Raw genomic sequence first — 19,639 nt, 5'->3', positions numbered from 1 at the left:
CCGGTAGGGCTCGCCTGCTCTCACCCGTCCGCCGAGAGCAGAACATTCGGCGGCAGCACCTCCGGCGTCAGCCGTCGGTGCGCGGGAAGCCCCGGATGCCCCGCCAGGCGAGCGAGGCGACCAGGTCGGCGGCCTGCTGCTGCGGGAACGACGGGTCGCCGGCGCCGAGCCAGTACCGGGCGCTGACCTGGGCCATGCCGACCAGGCTGACGGCCAGCACCATCGACTGCTCCCGGCTGAGGCCGGCGTCGGCGCTGATCACCTCGGACACGGCCTCGGCGCACGCGTGCGTGACCCGGTCGACACGCTCGCGCACGGCCGGCTCGTTGGTCAGGTCCGACTCGAACACCAGCCGGAAGGCGCCCTGCGCGTTCGCCACGTAGTCGTAGAACGCGTGCATCGTCGCCGCGACCCGGAGCTTGTTGTCCTCGGTCGACTTCAGCGCGTCCTGCACCGACGCCACGATCGCGTCGCAGGAGGTGTCCAGCAGCGCCAGGTACAGCTCCAGCTTCCCGGGGAAGTGCTGGTACAGGACCGGCTTGGACACGCCCGCGCGGTCGGCGATGTCGTCCATCGCGGCGGCGTGATACCCGTTCGCGACGAAGACCTCCTGGGCCGCCTCGAGCAGTTGGGCGCGCCGGGCCAGCCGGGGCAGGCGGCTGCCACGCTTGGGTGCGGTCTCCGGTGTCGTCGACACGGTCTGCTCCTTCGGTGGTGCTCTCCGGCGGCCGGCTTCGTCCGCCACCGGGTCGTTCCCCGAATCCTACCCAGCAGTCCTTCCCGTCAGTAGCTTCCCCGCCGACCAACCGGCCGCGGTCTGTTCCATCGTGGTACTGCGGTCAGCGGTAGTCGTCCTCGCCGGCGTCGCCCACCGCGCGGCGCTGCTCCTCCACATCCGCCGGGTCCGCCTCGTTCGGGAGGCCGGACTCCTCGGACCGGTCGTCCACCACGGTCGAGGCCAGGCGCTGCTCGAGCACGTCCGCCTCGGAGGCCTCGGCGGGCAGGTTGTCGTCGCCCGGGCCCTCGTAATCGGGTCCACTGGTCATCTGGCTCGCGCTCCTCTCGTTGACGACGGTAGCGGCTTCGGGTCGTCGTACAGCCCTTCGAGTACGTCGCCGTACTCCTCGATCCGGGCGAGTACGTCGTGCGGCAGGAACCGGAGGTCCTCGGGTGAGGTCGCGGACGCCACCTCGTCCCAGTCGATCGGCGTGGACACCCGTGGCTCGTCCGAGCCGCGCAGCGAGTACGGCGCCAGCGTGGTCTTCGCGCTTGCGTTCTGACTCCAGTCGATGAACACCTTGTCGGGCCGCAGCGCCTTCGTCATGTTGGCGGTCACGCTCTCCGGCAGGGCCTCCGCCAGCTGCTCGGCGAGCTGCTTGGCGAACGCACTGGTCAGCTTGGACGGCGCGGGCTCGATCGGGACATACAGGTGCATGCCCTTGTTCCCGGACGTCTTCGGCCAGCCCTCCAGGCCGAAGTGGCCCAGCAGCTGCCGCAGCGCCAGCGCCACGTCACAGCACTCGACGATGGTCGCTCCCGGTCCCGGGTCGAGGTCGAACACGATCAGGTCCGCCCGTGGGTCCTTGCCCTGGTCGGACAGCCCGATCCGCCACTGCGGCACGTGCAGCTCCAATGCGGCCAGGTTGGCCAGCCACACCACGGTCTGTACGTCGTCGCACACCACGAAGCTCATCTCGTCGCGTCCGGTGGAGCTGCCGGGCGTCGGCAGCGTCTCGGTCCGGACCCAGGCCGGCGTACCGCGGGGAGCGTTCTTCTCGAAGAAGTACGCCGCCTCGGTGCCGTCCGGCCACCGTTTACGGGTCAGGGGCCGGTCGGACAGATGAGGCAGCAGCAGCTTCGCCACCTGGTGGTAGTAGTCGATCACCTCGGCCTTGGTGAACCCGGTCTGTGGATACAGCACCTTGCCGAGGTTGGTGAGCTTCATGGTCTGCCCGTCCACCTCGGTCGTCAGCTGCTGCTGCGCACCCGCCATACGTCCCAGTCTCCATCAGCGAAGCGGCCTAACATGGGTGCTGTGGATAGTTACGGACCAGTAACCGGAGACGGGTCGCCGCTGGCGGTCCGGGACTGGCCGGTGCGGCGGGTCCCGGTCGCCGGTGTGGATCTGGCGGTCAGAGACCTGCCCGGCGCGGCGGCGGACCTGCCGCCGGCCCTGTTCGTGCACGGCCTCGGCGGGTCGTCGCTGAACTGGACAGCCCTCGGGCTGCTCCTCAACGACTCCGTCCGGGGCATTGCGCCCGATATGCCCGGTCACGGGCGTACGCCACTGTCCGGCGTCACCGGGATCTCCGAACAGGCCGACCTCCTCGCCCAGCTCCTGGAGCGGGAGTACGCGGGCCCGGTGCATGTCTTCGGGAACTCGATGGGCGGGGCCGCCTCGGTGGCACTGGCGGCACAACGGCCGGACCTGGTCGCGTCGCTGACACTTGTCTCGCCGGCCCTGCCACATCCGCGGGTGTCGGCCAGTGCCCTCTGGTTCACCGCGCTGGCCACTCCCCGGCTCGGTCCCGCGGTGCTGGAGCGGACGAGGCGGTTGCCGTTCGACCGGCGGTTCCAGGCGTCGCTCGCGATGGTGTTCGGCGATCCACGAGGGCTGGACCCCGAGGTGCGGGCGGCGTACGAGGAGGAGCTGCACCGCCGCGACACCGACCCCTGGGTCCACCAGGCCACGGTGGACGGTGCTCGCAGCATCCTGCGGTCGTCGCTGGCGCCGCCGCGGCGATCGCTCTGGGCGGACGCGGCCAAGGTGCGGTGCCCGGTGTTGCTGATCTACGGCGGCAGGGACCGTCTGGTCGACGCGCGGATCCGGACCAAGGCCCAGCGCACGTTCCCGGATGCGCGCACGCTGTACCTGCCGCGGTCCGGACATGTCGCGCAGATGGAACACCCGGACCAGGTGGCGCGGGCGTTCCGTCAGCTGATCAGCTGATCGAGTCGAATCCGAGGCGCGGCTGAGACACGACCGAGCGGCCCGTCAGGTCAACTTGGGCGCGTGAATGGCAGAACCGCCCGAAATCTGTCGTTGGGAATCGCCGTACTGCTCGGTGTGGGGCCGCTGACCGCGACCGCCGCACCGCCAGTGGTTGCTCAAAGCAATCAATGGGACGTGCGGCCGCTCGCCAACGGATTCCAGTTGACCCTTCGTCTCGACGAGCCCGCGCCGATGCGTGCGTCCCTTCCGCTGCTGGCGGTCGACGGCAAACCGCTAGGCGTGGCCAAACAATCTCCGGACCGGAGGACGCTGACCCTCGTCAGCACCGACCCGGCCGTGCTGAAAGCGCGCGACGTACGCCTGGTCTGGTCCGGCGACCTGGGCAAGGAGGCCGCCCGGAGCCGGGCCGTCAGCCCTGCCGGACCGACCGACGCCGACTGGCTGAAGGCGCGCCGCGGGCCGCTGCTGCCGTCGGACCCCGGCGCGCTCGGCAAGTACAAGGTCGACACCGCGGAGTACGACCTCGGCGACGAGGCCGTCTACCTGCCGGGCCTCAAACACCGGTCGGAGCTGCGCGGGAAGGTCTACTCACCACGCGGAGCGGCAGGACCGCGGCCGCTGGTCGTCTTCCTGCACGGCCGCCACGAGGTCTGCTACGGCGAGTCCACGCACCCGTCCGAGGACGAGAAGCCGTGGCCGTGCCCGCCGGGGATGAAGCCCATCCCCAGCTTCCGGGGGTACGACGGGCCGGCGACGGCGCTGGCCGGCAACGGGTACCAGGTGGTCTCGATCAGCGCCAACGCGATCAACGGCTGGGACAGCGACGCGTACGATGCCGGCGCGCAGGCACGGGCCGAGCTGATCCTGGACCATCTCGCCCTGTGGCGGAAGTGGTCGACGATCGGCGGCGGCCCGTTCGGCACCCGCTTCGTCGGCAGGATGAACCTGCAGAACGTGGGCCTGATGGGGCACTCGCGCGGCGGTGAGGGCGTGGCACGGGCCGCGGTGCTGAACGCGGACCGCGGCGGTCAGTACGGGATCCGGGCGGTCCTTCCGCTGGCTCCCACGGACTTCGCGCGCGCCACGATGCCAGGGGTCGCGATGAGCGTCGTCCTGCCGTACTGCGACGGCGACGTGTCCGATCTGCAGGGCCAGAAGTTCTACGACGACACCAGGTACTCGGTCGGCGGCGACACCGCACCACGCTCGACGGTCACGGTCCTGGGTGCCAACCACAACTTCTTCAACACCGAGTGGACCCCTGGTCAGTCGGTCGCTCCGTCGAACGACGACTGGTTCGGTGACGAGAAGGCGTCGCCGTGTGGAGCCAAGTACGCGGGCCGGCTGACCGCGAAGCAGCAGCAGGCCGTCGGCACGGCGTACGTCGCGGGGTTCTTCCGTCTGCAGTTGGGACACGAGACGCAGTTCCTGCCGCAGTTCGACGGCTCCGACTCGCGGGCGGCGTCTGCCGGGAAGGCCGTCGTGCGGGTGGTGTCGCAGGCGCCGCTGAAGTCGCGGCGGGACCTGAACCACTTCGACAAGCCCCTGCCGGCCGGAGCGGTCAGCGGCAAGCTGTCAGCGACCGTGTGCGCCGGTGTGACCGCTGTCAACGTGCGGGCGACTACGCCGACGTGCATGGACACCGAGGACTGGGGCAACGCGCCGCACTGGGACACGGCGTGGTTCGCCGCGAAGACACCGACCACGGCCGTCACCAAACTGAAGTGGGCAGGTACGAACGGCGTGGTGCGGGTCGACGTACCGGCAGGGCACCGCGACGTACGGCGGTTTGCGGCCCTGACGTTCCGTGCCGCGCCTGACCCGGCTGGTGCGCCCAAGACGGACCTGAGCGTCCGCGTGGTCGACGGGCACGGACGGGCGGCAGCCGTACCGGTCTCCGCGGTCAGTGACGCGCTGGTGCGGATGCCCGGGAACAACGAGGTCGGTCTGCCGAAGAACCTGCTGCGGACGGTCCGGATCCCGGTGCCGTCGCTGAAGGGCGTGGACCTGCGCGACGTACGCGCTGTGGAGCTGCGGACGGACAGGGGCGCCAGCGGGTCGGCGTACGTGAGCGATCTGGGCTTCTCCTCGCCCGGGCTCGGCTTCTCAGCGCCGGCGGTGCTGCTGCCGAAGCTGTCCGCCTCGAGCGTCACGGTGAAGGAGGGCGACAAGGGCACGCACACCGTGGACTTCTGGGTCCGCCTGTCGCGGCCGAGCATCCGGCCGGTCAGCGTGTACGTCGAGACCAACGGCGAGCTCGGCGAATCGGTCGGGGACGTGGGGCGGCACCTGGTGTTCAAGCCCGGGCAGGTGCGGCAGAAGGTGACTGTGCCGATCACGGCGAACACCCGCGACAGCTACGACCTGCCGTTCAGCCTGGTGCTGTCGGCGCCGCAGAACGCGCTGCTGGACGAGTCGTTCGGCCACGGTCTGGTCATCGACGACGACCCGACGCCGACGCTTACCCTCGCCAACCTGAAGACGACCGAGAAGGCCGGGGCCGTCAGCTTCGGGGTGAAGCTGTCCTCGCCGAGCGACAAGTACGTGAGCTTCTCCGGCGTCCTGAAGGACGGTACGGCGGTGGTCCGCAAGGACTACACCGGCGTGAACGACGACGGCACCGGCCCCGCGGACCGCACGATCGACGGGTACGTCGAGCCCGGCAAGACCACCGGCGACCTCCAGGTCAAGATCCTCGACGACAAGCTCAAGGAACCCGCCGAGACCTTCAGCGCGGTGATCCAGCAGGTCGACGGCGCCGCCCTCGAGGTCCCGGCCACCCTGACCGCCACGATCACCGACAACGACTGAGACACGGGTACCGGGATGTGGACTCAGGCGGGGGTGGTTGGGAGTGTGCGGGAACATGGAGGTGGGAGAGATGGTTGAAAACCGGAGATCCCGTCCGACGTCTTCCTGAGGAGCCGACAACGTGTCACTGCCACCGCTGGTCGAACCGGCCGACGAGCTGACGATTGACGAGGTGCGGCGGTATTCGCGGCACCTGATCATCCCCGAGGTCGGGATGGCCGGACAGAAGCGGCTGAAGAACGCCAAGGTGCTGGTGATCGGCGCCGGCGGTCTCGGCAGCCCGGCGCTGCTCTACCTGGCCGCGGCCGGGGTCGGCACGCTCGGCATCGTCGAGTTCGACACCGTCGACGAGTCCAACCTGCAGCGTCAGGTCATCCACGGCCAGTCCGACGTGGGCAAGTCCAAGGCGCAGTCCGCCAAGGAGTCCATCCTCGAGGTCAACCCGTACACGAACGTCGTCCTGCACGAGACCCGGCTGGACAACGACAACGTGTTCGAGATCTTCGAGCCGTACGACCTGATCGTCGACGGCACCGACAACTTCGCCACCCGCTACCTGGTCAACGACGCCGCCGTCCTGCTGCACAAGCCGTACGTCTGGGGCTCGATCTTCCGCTTCGACGGCCAGGTCAGCGTGTTCTGGGCCGACAACGGCCCGTGCTACCGCTGCCTCTACCCGGAGCCCCCGCCGCCCGGCATGGTCCCGTCCTGCGCCGAGGGCGGTGTGCTCGGCGTGCTCTGCGCGTCGGTCGGCGCCGCGCAGGTCACCGAGGCGATCAAGCTGCTCACCGGCATCGGCGACCCGTCGCTCGGCCGGCTGAACATCTACGAGGCGCTCGACCTGAACTGGCGCACCCTGAAGGTCCGCAAGGACCCGAACTGCGCGATCTGCGGCGAGAACCCGACCGTCACCGAGCTGATCGACTACGAGAGCTTCTGCGGCGCCCTGACCGAGGAGGCGGCCGACGCGGCCGTCGGCTCGACCATCTCGGTGAAGCAGCTGTCGGAGTGGATCAAGCTCAAGGACAACGGCGAGAAGGACTTCGTGCTGATCGACGTCCGGGAGCCGAACGAGTACGAGATCAACAAGATCCCGGGCTCGGTGCTGATCCCGAAGGCGGACTTCCAGACCGGCGTGGCGCTGGAGAAGCTGCCGCAGGACAAGCAGCTGGTGTTCCACTGCAAGTCCGGCGTCCGCTCCGCCGAGGTGCTCGCGATCGCCAAGGGCGCGGGCTTCTCCGACGCCGTCCACGTCGGCGGCGGGGTCGTCGCCTGGGTGGACCAGATCGACCCGAGCCAGCCGTCGTACTGAGCCTGCCCGTCCTACTGAGCCGGCCGGCCTAGAACGGCATCCGGCACGACGCGACCGCCTCGGTGGCCACGGGATCACCCGTCACCACCGGGGCGTCGTCGCGTCCGGACAGCGTTCGCATGTACGCGACCGCGTCCACGGCGGCGCGACCGACCGGCTCGCCCCTCCCCAGCAGGTAGGTCCCACCTCCCGGCCCGGTGAGTTCCACCTCGACGGCGGGCCGCTCGCCCCACCACGGCCCGTCGATCACGTCGTACATCACCTGGGCGACGAGCTCCGCGGCGTTCGGTCCGGCGTCGAACGGGCGGCCGAGCGCCTGGCAGACGTCGTCGCGGTGCATCCACAGGTCCCGCGCGAGCAGGATGTCGTGGATGTAGCCGAGGCTGAGCTTCACGCTCTCGAACCCCTCGACCGTCATCGACATCCGCCGCATCAGCTCCGGCTCCTTCGAGATCTTCCGGGTCGCCTTCGCCCACACCTGGTCGAACTCGGTGCGCAGGTCAGCAGGCGGCGTACCCCGGTGCTCGTCGGCCTGGACCATCATGTGCGCGTCGATCCGCAGGACGCCCGGATAGACGCGCTTCGCCTTCCGGTACCGGCGGGGGAACGAGAACGGCCGGTTCACGTCCTCGGCCTGGCCGATCAGGTGGCCGGCGATGTCCGCCACGTCCCACTCGTCGCAGACGGTCCGGCGCTGCCACTCGTCCCCCTCGATCGACGCGAGCAGGTCGTGCCAGGCCCGGAGCTCGGCGTCCCGGTGCTGCCGGCAGCGCGGCCGGTCGGCCCGCCCGATCTGCTCCGCGAGTACTGCGGTCATTTCGTCCCCCTGTGCGGTGCGTAGTGGTGATGGAACATGTCGAGCACCGCCGGCAGCATCCGGATGAACCGCCCGTCCTCGAACGAGGCGTCCGGCTCGTTCGCCATCTGCTGGGACAACAGCCCGGCGGTGAGCGACGTGAACAGTGCGACGCCTTCTTGGCTGGCGGCGTCCGGGTGCAGGTAGCCTGCGTCCGCCGTCGCCTGCAGGTGGTCGCGGAGATCCCGCAGCGTCTCCTGCGCCGGCGCGTACGCCTCCGCGCTCGGCTCGAAGCCGGGCACCGTGCGCCAGAACATGAGCTGGGTGTAGACGGGATTCTCCAGGCACCACCGGCTGAACGCGGTCGCCGCGATCAGGTTGAGCTCCAATGGATCGTCGCTCGCGGCTGTCGCGAACGCGGCCCGGTACGCGTCCCGCTGCAGCTCACTGCCGCGCTGGAACAGCGCGTCGTAGATCGCCATCTTCGACGGGAAGTACTGGTACAGCGACGGCGGCTGCATACCGAGCCGGCGGGCCACCGCGGACAGGCTGAGCGCCGCGACGCCCTCGGCCGCCATCAGCTCGATGGCGACGTCGAGGATCTCCTCGATCGTCTGCCGGCGACGGCGGGTCCGGCGGTCCGGTGCGGTAGTGCTCATACCATGAGGAAAACCTAATGGCATTAGGGATGTCAATACCTCGTAGTTGTCCCCGGCGGCACGTACTGTCTGGAGGTATGTGCAGAAACATCACCGTGCTCCGGGGACTCGAGCCGTCCGCGACCTCCGAGGAGATCTACGCGGCCGCCCTGCAATATGTGCGCAAGGTGACGGGGGTCGGCTCGCTGAGCGCGACCACCCGCGCCCCGATCGAGCGCGCGGCCACCGAGGTCGCCCGCATCACCGAGCAACTCCTCGAGGAGATGCCGGCCCGCCGCACCCCACCGCAGACCGTGCCCCCGCTGCGCCGCCCCGAGGTCCGCGCCCGCCTCGGCCTCGACTGAGCGTGAAGCCGGGGTAATGTCGCCTCCGGGAAACGGTTACCTCTGAGTGGTTGCCTTAGGGAGGCGCGGGATGCGGTTCGCGATCAAGACCAGGCCGGAGCACACCACCTGGCAGCAGATGCGGGACGTGTGGGTCGCGGCGGACCAGTTCGAGATCTTCGAGTCCGCCTGGCACTGGGATCACTTCTACCCGCTCAGCGGTGACATGCAGGGGCCGAACCTGGAGGCCTGGACGACGCTGGCCGCGCTCGCGCAGGCGACGTCGCGGATCCGGCTGGGCTGCCAGGTGACCGGGATGATCTACCGGCACCCGGCCGTGCTCGCGAACATGGCCGCGACCACCGACATCATCAGCAACGGGCGGCTCGAGCTCGGCATCGGCGCCGGCTGGAACGAGATGGAGACCGCGGCGTACGGCATCGACCTGTATCCGTTGAAGGAGCGCTTCGACCGGTTCGACGAGGGCACCCAGGCGATCATCGCGCTGCTCACCGAGAAGGTCGCGAACTTCGACGGCACGTACGTCAAGCTCACCGACGCCTACTGCAACCCGAAGCCGGTGCAGACCCCGCACCCGCCGATCACCATCGGCGGCAAGGGCCCGAACCGGACGCTCCGCGCGGTCGCCAGGTGGGCGCAGCAGTGGAACGTCATCGTTCCGAACCCGCAGGAGTGGAAGGCGCTCAAGGACGTCCTGGTGCAGCGCTGCGAGGAGGCCGGCCGCGACGTCAACGAGATCACTTGCTCGGTGAACGTCCGGATCGACCCCGACAGCCCGCTCGACAAGGCGGTCGCCGAGGCCGCGGCGTACGGCGAGGCCGGCGTCGACCTGGTCGTGATGAACCTGCCCTTGGACGCGCCGCCGTCGGTCCTGGAGCCGCTCGCGAAGGCGCTCGCCCCGCTCGCCTAGATTGGGGCCCGTGGACAGGGAGGAGTACGTCGAGGCGGTGCTGCGGGCCGTGGAGTCGATCCCGGAAGGCAGCGTCGCGACGTACGGCGACATCGCGGAGTACGTGGGGCAGGGCGGACCGCGGCAGGTCGGCGCGATCATGCGGGAGTACGGCGCGAGTGTGCCGTGGTGGCGGGTGATCCGCGCGTCCGGCGTCCCGGCCGACGATGTCGGCGACGAGCAGCTCCACCGGCTGCGCTCCGACGGCGTGCGGATCACCAACGGCCGGGTCGACCTGCGCCAGGTCCGTTGGGATCCGCAGGACTAGGCCCTGTCTGGTGCCTCTACTCGCCGTACAGCGACGAACCCGCCTGCGACGTGCGCAGGAAGTAGATCGGGTCGTTGAACGTGCCGGGCACCTTGCCCAGGCCCTGGATGACCGTGGCGGTCCCGTTGGCGTGTCCGACCGCGTAGAGGTACGCCGACCCGCTGTCCCGGTCGACCGCGGCGAGCAGCGTGCTCTGCGTGCCGCACTTCTCCGCGACGATCGCCTCGAAGCCCTGCCAGGTCGACGTCCGCACCGCCTTCACCACGGGCGTCATCGGCGAGGTGACCGGGATCCGGATCGTGTACAGCGCGCCGCCCCGCGTCGTCGCGAGGAGCGTGTCGTACGTCGCGGTCTGGCTGATCAGCGTCATCGTCTTGACCGCGGAGAACCCGGCGTACGAACCGAGCGCGTGGAAGCCGGTGTTGTCCTGCTTCCAGCGGAACAGCACACCGTCGTTGCGCAGCCCGTACAGGTACTCGCGGGTCGGGTCGGCGCCCTTCGGGTAGCCGGACCGGGCGAGCTGGGTGAAGTCGCCCATCCCGTCCTGGATGTTCCCCTGACCCCACCACGGGCCGTCCGGCGGGCGGGCGATCAGCGTGCTGTAGAGCCAGGTTCCGTAGATCGCGAACCCGCGGTCGACGATGCCGTCGTGGCTGTCGTAGGAGTACTCCCAGGTCGCGCTGGCCTTGGTCTCGCCCGGGTCGGCGACCTGCGGGCCGACGCGACGTTCGCTCGCGGCCGGCGGACTCGCGGCGGACAGGACCTGGTCGACGTAGTTGCCGCCGCCCGTGATCGAGCCGAGGTCCAGCGAGCAGATCGACGCGCTCTTCGGGGTCGCGGCGGAGGCAGTGGTGGCGGTGGCGGTGCTGAGACCTGCCAGCAGAACAGCCGTCCCCAGGAGGGCGGCGGTGTGCCGCATCGTCCTCATTCGGTGCTCCTTGCAGTCGGTGATGCCGTCGAGGAACTCGATGCGGCGGAACTGCGGAAAGTTATGGGTCGACTACGTCCTTCTGTCCGGTTTCCGGCTATCCGGGCGACGTGCGGGGAGCCTCTTCGCGGACTGTCGGTGCCGTCTGTTGAGATGTGTCGGTGGTCAGCAGACAGGGATCCCGGTACCGGTTGGTCCGGGAGGAGCGCAGCAGCGCGGAGGCACCTGTTCTCGATGCCGACCAGCAGGCCGTCGTGCAGCACCCGGGCGGACCGCTGCTGGTGCTCGCCGGTCCCGGCACCGGCAAGACCACGACGTTGGTGGAGGCCGTCGTCGACCGGGTCCGCAACCGCGGGCTGAGTCCGGACGAGGTGCTCGTGCTGACGTTCGGCCGGAAGGCCGCGACCGAGCTCCGCGATCGCATCACCGGGCGTCTCGGGCGGACGACGCGGGTGATGCCGTCGATGACGTTCCATTCGTTCTGCTACGCGTTGCTGCGCCGGTTCACGCCGGCCGACGCGTTCGACGTACCACTGCGGCTGCCGTCCGGTCCGGAGCAGTCGCTGCGGTTGAGCGAGGCGTTGTCGGGCAGTCGTGAGGTCGGCGCGGTGCACTGGCCGGGCAGTCTGCACCCGGCGTTGAAGACACGCGGCTTCACCGACGAGGTGCAGGCCGTGATCGGCAAGGCGCGTCAGCTGGGGCTCGATCCGGAGGACCTGTCCGCGATCGGGCGGTCGGCGGAGCGGGCCGAGTGGGTCGCGGTCGGCGACTTCTTCCAGGAGTACCTGCAGATCCTCGACGCCGAGCAGGTGCTGGACTACTCCGAGCTGATCCACCGCGCGGTGATCCTCGCGCAGCAGCCGCAGGTGCAGGCGAAGCTGCGGGCCGAGTTCAAAGCGGTGTTCGTGGACGAGTACCAGGACACCGATCCCGGTCAGACCAAGCTGTTGCAGGCGATCGCCGGCGACGGTCGCGACCTGGTCGTGGTCGGCGACCCGGACCAGTCGATCTACACGTTCCGCGGCGCGGACGTGCGCGGGCTGCTGCGGTTCACCGACGAGTTCCGCACCCGCGACGGCGCGGAGGCCGCCCAGATCGCGCTGGGGACGACGCGACGCTTCGGTACGACGCTGCAACGCGTGTCGCGCAACGTCGTCAACCGGCTCGGCGTGCCGGGGTCGCTGGACCGCGACACCTTCGAGCGGTTCCGCAACCCCGACGCGTCCACGTGCGTGTTCGGCCCGGGCAAGGTCGAGGCGAACCTGTACTCGACCAGCGGCGCCGAGCTCGAGCACATCGCGGACCTGCTCCGGCGGGCGCACGTCCAGGACGGCATCGGGTGGAACGAGATGGCCGTACTGGTCCGATCCGGCAGCAGGTCGATCCCGCCGCTGCGCCGGGCGTTGTCGGCGGCCGGCATCCCGGTGGACGTCGCGGGCGACGAGCTGCCGTTGTCGCGCGAGCCCGCCGTCCGGCCGATGCTGCTGGCGTTGCGGGCGGTGGCGGATCCGGACACGTTGACCGTCGATGTCGTGCGGGCGTTGGCCCTGTCGCCGCTCGGCGCGATGGACGCTGGGCAGCTGCGGCGGCTGGCGCGGGTGCTGCGACGGCGGGACCGCGACGCGGCGGGCGGGCAGCGGTTGCCGCGGTCGTCGGACGAGCTGCTGCGCGAGGCGTTGCTGAATCCGCTGCTCCTCGACGAGGAGGCGTCGCCGGCCGAGGCCCGGTTCGCGGCGCTGGGCGAGCGGTTGCTCAAGGCAAGGAACATTGTGACCGCGGGCGCGGCGCCGGACGAGGTGATGTGGTCGCTGTGGTCGGAGTCGCCGTGGCTGCGGCGGCTGCGCGGCCAGGCCTCGTCGGGTGGCGAGACCGCGCGCACCGCGAACCGCGACCTGGACTCGTTGTGCGCGCTGTTCGACGCGGCCGGCCGGGCCGAGGAACAGGTCGGCTTCAAAGGCGTTTCGGCGTTCCTGTCCGAGCTGGAGTCGCTGGACATCGCGGGGGACAACCGGTTCGACGGGACGTATCGCGAGGCCGGCGTGCAACTGATGACGGCACACCGGTCGAAGGGCCTGCAGTGGCGGCTCGTAGTGGTCGCCTCCGTGCAGGAAGGGCAGTGGCCCGACCTGCGGCGCCGCGGTTCGTTGCTGGAGCCGGACCGGTTGGGGACCGACGGGCTGATCGATCCGTTGTCGGCGGGTGCCTTGCTCGCCGAGGAGAGACGGTTGTTCTACGTCGCGATCACCCGGGCCCGGGAGCGGTTGATCGTGACCGCCGTGCAGGCGCCCGAGGCCGACGGTGACCAGCCGTCCCGCTTCCTTGCCGAGCTCGACATTCCTTTGAAACTGGTCGCGGGGCGCCCGCGGCGGCCGTTGTCGTTGCCGGGGTTGGTGGCGGATCTGCGCTGCGTGCTGGCGGATCCGGCGTCCTCGCCGGCGTTGAAGCGGGTGGCGGCGGACCGGTTGGCGGTGCTGGCCTCGGCGGTCGACGACCGGGAGCAGCCGCTGGTGCCGACGGCCGATCCGACGCGCTGGTGGGGCGTGCGGGAGCGGACCGAGTCGGTGCGGCCGATCGCCGATCCCGCGTTGCCGGTCCCGCTGTCGGGGAGTGCGTTGACGACGATCGTGGACTGCCCGCTGCGGTGGTTCCTGACCCGGCGGGCCGGTGGCGAGACGCCGAGCACGTCGGCGATCGGGTTCGGGATGGTGCTGCACACGCTCGCCGACGCGGTCGCGACCGGCACACTGCCGCCGTCCATCGACGAGCTGAACGGGTGGCTGGACAAGGTGTGGACGCAGCTCGAGTTCGAGTCCGCGTGGATCTCGGACCGGGAGCGCGTCGAGGCCGAGCAGGCGCTGCGGCGGTTCGTCGCGTGGCACCAGGGCCGGCCGGACCGGACGCTGGTGGGAACGGAAGTGGACTTCGACGTGCTGCTGCCCGACGAGGAGCATCCGGCGGTGCGGGTGAAGGGCCGGATGGACCGCGTCGAGAAGGATCCGGAAGGCACGGTCCGAGTGGTCGACCTGAAGACCGGGCGGAACATCCCGACCAAGCCGGCGCTCGAGCGGCACGTGCAGCTGGCGATCTACCAGCGGGCGATCAACGCGCGGCAGCTGAAGAAACTCGGCGACGACGCGGTCGCCGGCGGCGCCGAGCTGGTGCAGCTCCGCCATGACGACAACGGCGGCTTCCCGAAGGTCCAGCACCAAGGCCCGCTGGAGACCGGCGACGACGGCCGGACCTGGCTCGACGAGGCCGTCGACGACGCCGAGACGATGATCCGCTCGGAAGACTTCGTCGCCAAACGCAACGACGGCTGCAACCGCTGCGAAGCCCGGGCCCTCTGCCCCATCCAACCCGAAGGCCGGGAGATCGTCTGATGCAGAACTCCCACCCGGCCCTCCACCTCCGCTTGGCCTCCCGCCCGTACCTGCGGATGGCTGGGACCTCTTGCTGTGACCTGGGACCTGTTATTCCAGGTCTCAGGTCGCTACAGGGGGTCTCAGGTCACCATGGGCGCCCGCTGCGGGGGGTCTGCTGATGCCTGCTCAGCTCACGTCGACGGCTGACCTGTGTGACCTTCTGGGGATTCCGTTCTCGGATCAGCAGTTGGCGGCGATCACTGCACCCTTGGCGCCGGGCGTGATTGTGGCCGGGGCCGGGTCGGGGAAGACGACGGCGATGGCGGCCCGCGTGGTGTGGCTGATCTGCACCGGGCAGGTGAAGCCGGAGGAAGTGCTGGGGCTGACGTTCACCAAGAAGGCGGCGAACGAGCTCGACGTCCGGATCCGTGAGGACCTGACGAAGGCCGGGGTCCTCGGATCGACGCTGCCGAAGGACCAGCACCCGATCCTCGCCGCACACCTGCGCAGCAACATCCCCAACTGGGAGCCGGAGGAGCCGGGCGAACCCGTCGTCTCGACGTACCATGCGTTCGCCGGCACGTTGATCGCGGAGCACGGCCTCCGCCTCGGCCTCGAGCCGGACTCGCGGGTGCTCGCCGACGCCACCCGGTTCCAGCTGGCCGGTCGCGTCGTCCGGCGGTCCGCCGGGCCGATCCGGTTCGCGTCGCACCACGTGCCGACGCTCGTCAACAGCCTGCTCGCGCTCGACGGCGAGCTCGCCGACCATCTGCTCCGCCCGGACGACATCCGCGACCACGACGACGCCGTACGGCGGGAGGTCGCCGCGGCGCGCAAGCAGACCGTGGAGGTCCGCAAGCTCGCCGACACCGCCTTGAAGCGCGGGGAGATCCTGCAGCTGGTCGAGGAGTACCAGGCGTACAAGGGGGAGCGCGGCGTCGTCGACTTCGCCGACCAGATGGCGCTCGGCGCGCGGCTCGCCGAGGAGTGCCCGGAGGTCGCCGCGGTCGAGCGCGCGCGGTACAAGGTCGTGCTGCTCGACGAGTACCAGGACACCTCGGTGTCGCAGCGCCGGATGCTCACCGCCCTCTTCGCCGGGCCGGACGCCGCGCACGGCCGCGGCCACCCGGTCACCGCGGTCGGCGACCCGTGCCAGGCGATCTACGGCTGGCGCGGAGCCTCCGTGGCGAACCTGGACGAATTCCCCGAGCACTTCCCGCAGGCCGACGGGTCGCCGGCCCGGCGGTACGTGCTGAGCGTGAACCGGCGCTGCGGCAGCCGGATCCTCGCCGCCGCCAACCAGCACGCGGCCGAGCTGTACGAGCAGCACCCCGGCGTCATCCCGCTCGAGGCGCCGCCGGACGCTCCCGAAGGCGCCATCACCGTCGGGCTGTTCGAGACCCGCTCGCAGGAGATCGAGTGGGTCGCCGACGCGATCGTCGCCGCGCACCGCACCCGGAACCGCCGCTGGAAGGACATCGGCATCCTGATGCGGACCAACGTCGACCTGAGCGCCGTCCACGAGGCGCTGATCGCGCGCAAGGTCCCGGTCGAGGTCGTCGGCCTCGGCGGTCTGCTCGCACTTCCCGAGGTCGTCGACGTCGTCGCGACGCTGCAGGCCGTCAACGACCTGACCGCGAACGCGGCGATGCTCCGCCTCCTCACCGGCCCGCGGTACCGGATCGGCCACCGCGACCTCGCACTGCTCGCCAACCGCGCCCGCGCGCTCGCCGACGCGGGGGAGCGGCCGGCCGCCGACGACCTGGTCGCCGCGCTCGACGCGGCCGTCGCCGGGATGGACTCGACCGAGGTCATCTCGCTGGCCGAGGCGGTCGACGACCCGGGACCGCTGGCGTACGCGCCGGAGGCCCTGACCCGCTTCAAGGAGCTGTCGGTCGAGCTCCGCGAGCTGCGCGCCCACGCCGGCGAACCGCTGCTCGACCTGGTCCGCCGGGTGATCAGCACGATCGGCCTGGACGTCGAGCTGACCGCGACACCCGACCACGTGGACGCCGGCCGCCGGGACCACCTCGCCGCGTTCCTGGATGCCGTGGGCAACTTCGTGTCGACCGAGTCGGACGGGTCGCTCGACGGTCTGCTGGCGTACCTCGCGGCCGAGGAGGAGTACGCGGCCGGCCTCGACCTCGCCGTACCGAGCGAGGCGGACTCGGTGAAGCTGCTCACCACGCACCGGTCGAAGGGGCTGGAGTGGCCGGTCGTGTTCGTGCCGACGCTGGTGGCGAAGGTGTTCCCGTCGGACCGCGGGCGGGACAAGTGGACGACGAACGCGAAGGTCCTGCCGTGGCCGTTGCGCGGCGACGCCGACACGCTCCCGGACATCCACGAGCTGACGAACGCCGGGCTGAAGGCCTTCGCCGACGAGTGCAAGGACGTGAATGCGCTGGAGGAGCGCCGGCTCGGGTATGTCGCGTTCACCCGCGCGAAGGAACAGCTGGTGGCGACAGGGCACTGGTGGGGTCCGACGCAGAAACGCCCGCGCGGCCCGTCGGCGTACCTGGACACCTTGAAGAAGCACGCCGGCGAGCGGGTGATCGCCTGGGCGGACCAGCCCGAGCTCACCGAGGAGAACCCGGAGCTCGCCGAGCAGACACAGGCGCCGTGGCCGACGCCGTACGACCTGGACTCGTACCAGCGGCGGCTCGACTCGGCTGCGCTCGTGCAGCAGGCGCGCGCGGAAGGCCCGTCGGCGGAGGCCGAGGAGTCGCTGCTGCTCGACGAGCAGGCGACCGTCGCGCGCTGGGACTCCGAGATCGAGAGATTGTTGTCCGAGGCAAGGGAAAGCCGGAGCCGGAAGGCGTACGACGTGGCGCTGCCGGCCGCGCTGTCAGCGACGCAGGTGATGCGGCTGGCCAAGGACCCGGACGGCCTGGCTGCCGAGCTGGCCCGCCCGATGCCGCGCAAACCCAACCGGGCCGCGCGATTCGGCACCCGTTTCCACGCCTGGGTGGAGAGCTACTTCGGCCAGCAACTGTTGCTCGACCCCGACGACCTCCCCGGCGCCGCGGACGAGGACATCGTCGACGACACCGACCTCACCGACCTGATGGACGCCTTCCGTGACGGCCCGTTCGGCGACACCACGCCGTACGAGATCGAGGCCCCGTTCGCCCTGGCCCTCGACGGCCGGGTGATCCGCGGCCGCATCGACGCCGTCTACCAGGTCGTCCGCCCCGACGGCTCCCGCGGCTACGACGTCATCGACTGGAAAACCACCCGCGGCGAAACCGCCGACCCCCTCCAGCTCGCCATCTACCGCGTCGCCTGGTCAGAACTCATGAACATCCCCCTCGACCACGTCACCGCAGCCTTCTACTACGTCCGCACCGGCGACATCATCCGCCCCGAAAACCTCCCCACCAAACAACAACTCACCCAACTCCTGGACGGCTGACAGCCGGTCACGAGCGGCTAGTGCAGCAGGAACAGATCTGCCGGGACGATGCGTACCGGGAAGGGCAGGCTCGCATCGAAGACGTCCTGGCCGTGGACGACATCGCGTTCGACGTACGCACCGTCCACTAGTTCGAGCACGGTCAGGCTCTCCTTGTCCGGATCGAGGATCCAGTACGACTGGACGCCTGCCTGCTCATAGACGCCCCGCTTCAGCAGGAGGTCGAGCATTCTCGAGCTGGGGGACAGAATCTCTACAGCGAGAAGCAGCGGCCGTTCGGCGTGCCGCGGATTCGTGTCGCCGGGGCCGCAAACGAGCACGTCAGGCTGCAGCGACCGCTCTGACGTCGGCTGGTAATCGAACGGCGCTGCAAAGATGTCCAAGCCGCCGGGCGACGCCAGTTTCAGTTGGAAATGCAGTTCTGCGGCGGCACGCTGGTGGATCCGTGAGGGGCCGGGCGTCACGAACAGGCCACCGTCGATGATCTCGCGCCGTCTGCCGTCGTCGGGCGCGGTCTCGAGGTAGGCCAAGGTGTAGGGCCCTGACTCAAGTGGTTCCACGGACACAATGGTGCCTCCTTCTCGGTCACAGAGCCAGCATGACCTTTCCTGAGGGGTGGTTGGTGCCGTTTCGCTGATCTGCCCCTGGATGCCCTTGGATGCCCCGCTATTTGGTCAGGTTCGCTGGGGTGAGAGTGATGGGGAACGGGTGGGTGGTGTGGAAGGTTTCTTCGGATTGGAGGACGGCTTGGCAGGTGTAGCCGGTGGGGGTTAGTTCGAGGATGGTCAGTTCTTGGGTGGTGGGGTCGAGCAGCCAGTAGGACTGGATCTGGTGGTGTTCGTAGAGGGTGCGTTTGAGGACCACGTCGGTGGTGCGGGTGGTGGGGGAGAGGACTTCGACCACCAGGACGGGTGGGGCTGTCAGGAGGCGGGGGCCGGCGTCCTTGCGGTGACAGATGAGGAGGTCGGGGCGGAGGGACGTGTTGAGGTCGGGGCGGTAGTCGAGGGAGTTGACGGAGACCAGCAGGTTGGGTGGGCAGGCGTGTTTCAGGAGCACGAGGAGGGCGACAACCGCGGCTTGGTGTGCTGGTGGTTGAGGGCCGGTGATCAGTAGGCGGCCGTCCAGCACCTCATACCGTCGGCTGTCGTGCGGGGCGGAGACTGTGGTCACTGCATCAGCATTACCGATGTCGGCGTGCCGCCGCGGGAGTTATCCACAAGGTTGAACGCGGGGTCGGCAGTGAGGGTCGCCAGGGCGTCCCAGAGTTCGAGGCCGCGCACGGGTGGGACGGGCTCGGACAGTACGGCGCCGCGGAACAGCACGTTCGGTCCGTCGGCGAGTGTGGGTACGACCGGTGCGTTGCGCGACAGTGCGGCGAGTTGCGTGTTGGAATCTTCGAGCGCCGCGTCCCAGCGCGGGTTGTCTGCCTCGGCGAGCCATGAAGAGGCGAGACCGGCGGCGGCCAGGGCGTCTTCGAGTACGGCGGTCGTCGGCGGCTGAGGCGGTCCCGGAACGAAGACGCGGGTGCCCCAGGCCAGGTACAGCTGCTCGATCGCATCGTCGCGGCCGGCGTCCCGGAGCGCCTCGAAGATCCGCAGCACCCGGAGAGACTGCTTGCTGGCGGCAACGGCAATCTCACGGACGAACGACGGTACGCCGTCGGGCGGCCGGTCGCCGTCGCGCATCCACAGGCTGTACGAGCGGAACGTCAGCCGCACCCCCCGCCGCGGCGCGACCTCGGTCAGCCAGCGCACCGCCAGCCAGCTCCACGGACAGGCCGGGTCGGCGTACAGCTCGAGTGTGGTGTTCATCAGATCCCCCATCTGTTCATCAGAGTAAGACTAT

Annotated in this window: 17 protein-coding genes; 8 read left to right on the top strand and 9 right to left on the bottom strand. The window is 69.9% G+C overall.

What is annotated here, in order from left to right:
• Window positions 1–67 precede the first annotated feature (67 nt).
• The 3 genes from ABZW60_RS13760 to ligD all read right to left on the bottom strand — a co-directional run bounded on the left by ABZW60_RS13760 (window position 68) and on the right by ligD (window position 1,993).
• Window positions 68–697 carry a TetR/AcrR family transcriptional regulator gene (locus ABZW60_RS13760; RefSeq protein ID WP_355476562.1) on the bottom strand — a complete coding sequence of 210 codons (630 nt, stop codon included), beginning with the start codon at window positions 695–697 and terminating at the stop codon, window positions 68–70.
• Between the two features lie 142 nt (window positions 698–839).
• Entirely contained in the window at window positions 840–1,046 is a 207-nt protein-coding gene (locus tag ABZW60_RS13755; protein WP_355476560.1) for a hypothetical protein, read from the bottom strand.
• Window positions 1,043–1,993 (bottom strand): non-homologous end-joining DNA ligase, encoded by a 951-nt coding sequence (ligD, locus tag ABZW60_RS13750; protein WP_355476559.1) that lies wholly within the window; start codon window positions 1,991–1,993, stop codon window positions 1,043–1,045. The genes ABZW60_RS13755 and ligD overlap by 4 nt, the downstream gene beginning before the upstream one ends.
• A gap of 42 nt (window positions 1,994–2,035) precedes the next feature.
• On the opposite strand from ligD, the gene ABZW60_RS13745 reads away from it, so the two are divergent.
• From ABZW60_RS13745 to moeZ, 3 genes are all read left to right on the top strand, one after another.
• The gene (locus tag ABZW60_RS13745; RefSeq protein ID WP_355476557.1) at window positions 2,036–2,950 is read left to right on the top strand and encodes an alpha/beta fold hydrolase; all 915 of its coding nucleotides are present in this window, start codon (window positions 2,036–2,038) and stop codon (window positions 2,948–2,950) included.
• Window positions 2,951–3,013: 63 nt separating this feature from the next.
• Complete coding sequence (locus tag ABZW60_RS13740) at window positions 3,014–5,764, top strand: Calx-beta domain-containing protein (protein WP_355476556.1); 2,751 nt, start codon at window positions 3,014–3,016, stop codon at window positions 5,762–5,764.
• Between the two features lie 121 nt (window positions 5,765–5,885).
• Window positions 5,886–7,076 (top strand): adenylyltransferase/sulfurtransferase MoeZ, encoded by a 1,191-nt coding sequence (gene moeZ, locus ABZW60_RS13735; protein ID WP_355476554.1) that lies wholly within the window; start codon window positions 5,886–5,888, stop codon window positions 7,074–7,076.
• 28 nt (window positions 7,077–7,104) lie between these two features.
• On the opposite strand, the gene ABZW60_RS13730 is transcribed toward moeZ, so the two are convergent.
• Together ABZW60_RS13730 and ABZW60_RS13725 are read right to left on the bottom strand one after the other, a co-directional pair.
• Window positions 7,105–7,893 (bottom strand): maleylpyruvate isomerase family mycothiol-dependent enzyme, encoded by a 789-nt coding sequence (locus ABZW60_RS13730; RefSeq protein WP_355476553.1) that lies wholly within the window; start codon window positions 7,891–7,893, stop codon window positions 7,105–7,107.
• Window positions 7,890–8,531 carry a TetR/AcrR family transcriptional regulator gene (locus ABZW60_RS13725; protein WP_355476551.1) on the bottom strand — a complete coding sequence of 214 codons (642 nt, stop codon included), beginning with the start codon at window positions 8,529–8,531 and terminating at the stop codon, window positions 7,890–7,892. Before ABZW60_RS13725 ends, ABZW60_RS13730 begins: the two co-directional genes overlap by 4 nt.
• Window positions 8,532–8,608: 77 nt before the next feature.
• Here ABZW60_RS13725 and ABZW60_RS13720 point away from each other — a divergent pair, with 77 nt between their 5' ends.
• The 3 genes from ABZW60_RS13720 to ABZW60_RS13710 all read left to right on the top strand — a co-directional run bounded on the left by ABZW60_RS13720 (window position 8,609) and on the right by ABZW60_RS13710 (window position 10,092).
• Window positions 8,609–8,875: a DUF2277 domain-containing protein gene (locus ABZW60_RS13720; protein ID WP_209693510.1), complete on the top strand. Its 267-nt coding sequence runs from the start codon at window positions 8,609–8,611 to the stop codon at window positions 8,873–8,875.
• Between the two features lie 70 nt (window positions 8,876–8,945).
• The gene (locus tag ABZW60_RS13715) at window positions 8,946–9,785 is read left to right on the top strand and encodes a TIGR03560 family F420-dependent LLM class oxidoreductase (protein ID WP_355476549.1); all 840 of its coding nucleotides are present in this window, start codon (window positions 8,946–8,948) and stop codon (window positions 9,783–9,785) included.
• A 10-nt stretch (window positions 9,786–9,795) separates the two neighbouring features.
• The gene (locus ABZW60_RS13710) at window positions 9,796–10,092 is read left to right on the top strand and encodes an MGMT family protein (RefSeq protein ID WP_355476547.1); all 297 of its coding nucleotides are present in this window, start codon (window positions 9,796–9,798) and stop codon (window positions 10,090–10,092) included.
• A gap of 16 nt (window positions 10,093–10,108) precedes the next feature.
• On the opposite strand, the gene ABZW60_RS13705 is transcribed toward ABZW60_RS13710, so the two are convergent.
• Window positions 10,109–11,020 carry a hypothetical protein gene (locus ABZW60_RS13705; RefSeq protein WP_355476545.1) on the bottom strand — a complete coding sequence of 304 codons (912 nt, stop codon included), beginning with the start codon at window positions 11,018–11,020 and terminating at the stop codon, window positions 10,109–10,111.
• 161 nt (window positions 11,021–11,181) lie between these two features.
• Between ABZW60_RS13705 and ABZW60_RS13700 the strand changes: the two genes are divergently transcribed.
• Window positions 11,182–14,400, top strand: a complete 3,219-nt coding sequence (locus tag ABZW60_RS13700) for an ATP-dependent DNA helicase (protein ID WP_355476543.1) — start codon at window positions 11,182–11,184, stop codon at window positions 14,398–14,400.
• Between the two features lie 160 nt (window positions 14,401–14,560).
• Window positions 14,561–17,794 (top strand): ATP-dependent DNA helicase, encoded by a 3,234-nt coding sequence (locus tag ABZW60_RS13695; protein WP_355476541.1) that lies wholly within the window; start codon window positions 14,561–14,563, stop codon window positions 17,792–17,794.
• 17 nt (window positions 17,795–17,811) lie between these two features.
• Here the strand turns inward: ABZW60_RS13695 and ABZW60_RS13690 are convergent, their stop codons facing one another.
• The 3 genes from ABZW60_RS13690 to ABZW60_RS13680 form a co-directional block, all read right to left on the bottom strand.
• Window positions 17,812–18,354 carry a Uma2 family endonuclease gene (locus ABZW60_RS13690; RefSeq protein ID WP_355476539.1) on the bottom strand — a complete coding sequence of 181 codons (543 nt, stop codon included), beginning with the start codon at window positions 18,352–18,354 and terminating at the stop codon, window positions 17,812–17,814.
• Between the two features lie 106 nt (window positions 18,355–18,460).
• Window positions 18,461–18,964 carry a Uma2 family endonuclease gene (locus tag ABZW60_RS13685; RefSeq protein WP_355476537.1) on the bottom strand — a complete coding sequence of 168 codons (504 nt, stop codon included), beginning with the start codon at window positions 18,962–18,964 and terminating at the stop codon, window positions 18,461–18,463.
• Window positions 18,961–19,617 carry a DsbA family protein gene (locus tag ABZW60_RS13680; protein ID WP_355476535.1) on the bottom strand — a complete coding sequence of 219 codons (657 nt, stop codon included), beginning with the start codon at window positions 19,615–19,617 and terminating at the stop codon, window positions 18,961–18,963. The genes ABZW60_RS13685 and ABZW60_RS13680 overlap by 4 nt, the downstream gene beginning before the upstream one ends.
• Between the last annotated feature and the right edge of the window lie 22 nt (window positions 19,618–19,639).

It is taken from the genome of Kribbella sp. NPDC003557 (assembly GCF_040610805.1).
GTDB lineage: Bacteria > Actinomycetota > Actinomycetes > Propionibacteriales > Kribbellaceae > Kribbella.
Note: the sequence above shows the minus strand (reverse complement) of the source record. Positions and strands in the feature narration are given on the sequence as shown.

What these genes read in the sequence shown, in the direction of transcription:
- ABZW60_RS13755 (WP_355476560.1), bottom strand. Translation starts at nt 1,046, where the DNA reads ATGACCAGTGGACCCGATTACGAGGGCCCGGGCGACGACAACCTGCCC.
- ligD (WP_355476559.1), bottom strand. Translation starts at nt 1,993, where the DNA reads ATGGCGGGTGCGCAGCAGCAGCTGACGACCGAGGTGGACGGGCAGACC.
- ABZW60_RS13730 (WP_355476553.1), bottom strand. Translation starts at nt 7,893, where the DNA reads ATGACCGCAGTACTCGCGGAGCAGATCGGGCGGGCCGACCGGCCGCGC.
- ABZW60_RS13725 (WP_355476551.1), bottom strand. Translation starts at nt 8,531, where the DNA reads ATGAGCACTACCGCACCGGACCGCCGGACCCGCCGTCGCCGGCAGACG.
- ABZW60_RS13720 (WP_209693510.1), top strand. Translation starts at nt 8,609, where the DNA reads ATGTGCAGAAACATCACCGTGCTCCGGGGACTCGAGCCGTCCGCGACC.
- ABZW60_RS13715 (WP_355476549.1), top strand. Translation starts at nt 8,946, where the DNA reads ATGCGGTTCGCGATCAAGACCAGGCCGGAGCACACCACCTGGCAGCAG.
- ABZW60_RS13705 (WP_355476545.1), bottom strand. Translation starts at nt 11,020, where the DNA reads ATGAGGACGATGCGGCACACCGCCGCCCTCCTGGGGACGGCTGTTCTG.
- ABZW60_RS13695 (WP_355476541.1), top strand. Translation starts at nt 14,561, where the DNA reads ATGCCTGCTCAGCTCACGTCGACGGCTGACCTGTGTGACCTTCTGGGG.
- ABZW60_RS13680 (WP_355476535.1), bottom strand. Translation starts at nt 19,617, where the DNA reads ATGGGGGATCTGATGAACACCACACTCGAGCTGTACGCCGACCCGGCC.